This window comes from Magnetospirillum molischianum DSM 120 (assembly GCF_000294655.1).
GTDB lineage: Bacteria > Pseudomonadota > Alphaproteobacteria > Rhodospirillales > Magnetospirillaceae > Phaeospirillum > Phaeospirillum molischianum.
On the sequence record NZ_CAHP01000039.1, the window covers coordinates 1 to 1613 of the forward strand.

Genomic DNA, 1613 nt, shown 5'->3' on the forward strand with positions numbered 1-1613 from the left:
GTATCTGGCGATGTCGGGGCAATTGTTGGACGCCACAATCGTGGCCACCCCCAAGCAGCGCAACACCGATGGCGAAAAGGCGGCAATCAAGGCGGGGCAAATTCCCGACGCTCGGAAGGACAAGCCTGCCAAACTGCGCCAANAGGACCGCGACGCCCGCTGGACGGTGAAATATTCGAAGGCCAAGCCGCGCGAGGACGTCCAGCCTCAGGTCGATCTGGCCGTTCCGTCTTCCGGCTATAAGAACCATATTTCGGCGGACCGGGCGCATGGGCTGATCCGCAAATGGCCGGTGACCGCCGCGGCAGCGCATGATGGTGCTAGAGCATCATCCACTCATATGGAATCATTGGGGATTCCCAATTAGGGAAAAGTATGATTCAAGATTGGGGCTGGTGAAGGAGGCCAGCCCTGATGGCGACATCCCTTTCCACGGATCTTCGGCAGCGTCTGATTTCGGCGGTCGAGAGCGGTCAATCATGCCGCGCGGCGGCGAAGCGGTTCGGGGTTGCTGCCTCGACAGCAATCAAATGGGTGAGCCGCTGGCGATCGGAAGGACACGCCGTGTCGAGGCCGCGTGGCGGCGACCGTCATTCGCACCGGATGGAGGCGTTGGCCGAAGAGATCCTGGGGCTGGTAGAGCAGACTCCCGACATCACCCTGGCCGAGATCGCGGCCCACCTGGAAGCGGTACACGGGGGCAAGATCGCCCCGAGCAGCGTATGGCGCCTGCTGGACCGCCACGACATGACCTTCAAAAAAACGGCGCACGCCAGCGAGCAGCAACGGCCCGACGTTCTGCGGCGGCGACATGAGTGGTTCGATCTCCAGCCGGAGCTTGATCCCGAGCGCCTAGTCTTCATCGACGAGACCGGAGCCTCGACCAAGATGGCGAGGCTCCGCGGGCGTGCCCCTCGCGGCGAGCGGTGCCGGGCGCCGGTGCCGCATGGGCATTGGAAAACTACCACCTTCGTCGGCGGTCTTCGTCTGAGCGCATGACCGCGCCGATGATTCTCGACGGCGCGATGAACGGCCAAGCCTTCCTGGCCTATGTCGAGCAGGTGCTGGCGCCGACCCTGACCCGAGGTGACATCGTGGTCATGGACAATCTGCCCGCTCACAAGCTCGCCGGGGTCCGCGCCGCCATCGAGGCCGTCGGCGCCCAAGTCATGTACCTCCCGCCTTACAGCCCCGACTTCAACCCCATCGAGATGGCCTTCTCGAAGCTGAAGGCTTTCCTCAAGAAGGTCGCAGCCAGGACCAAGGAGGGTCTCTGGGCGGCGATAGGCGACGGCATCGGCACCTTCACACCAGACGAGTGCATCAAATATTTCGCAGCCGCAGGTTATGACCGCGATTGAACGGAAAATGCACTAGCAGCCGGGTGAATTCGTCGAGGGTCAGGCTTCGCAAATCGAACATCTGATGGGTTGTGTTAACGGCTGGCATAGGGATGTCTCCGATCTGTCGTGTTTCGTCGGGTTCCGGTTGCGTGGTCCGTGGAGCTCGTGCTGTGGTGCGGATCGCCGGGGCTGTCCTTGATGGCGCGGCAAGGCCCCGTCTGGGAGGGGATGTTCTCCGATCATGGTCGGGCGTTCTTTGTGGTCTGTGGG

The 1613-nt window shown here is 62.6% G+C and carries 1 protein-coding gene and 1 pseudogene; both read left to right on the forward strand.

Annotated elements, in window-relative coordinates:
* Positions 1 to 325: pseudogene (locus tag PHAMO_RS19755) on the forward strand (IS5/IS1182 family transposase); the annotation flags it as partial.
* A gap of 89 nt (positions 326 to 414) precedes the next feature.
* A protein-coding gene (locus PHAMO_RS19130) for an IS630 family transposase (RefSeq protein ID WP_155801832.1) occupies positions 415 to 1361 on the forward strand; the annotation gives its coding sequence in 2 pieces (ribosomal slippage) (positions 415 to 994 and positions 994 to 1361; 948 coding nt in all).
* The last annotated feature ends 252 nt before the right edge of the window (positions 1362 to 1613 follow it).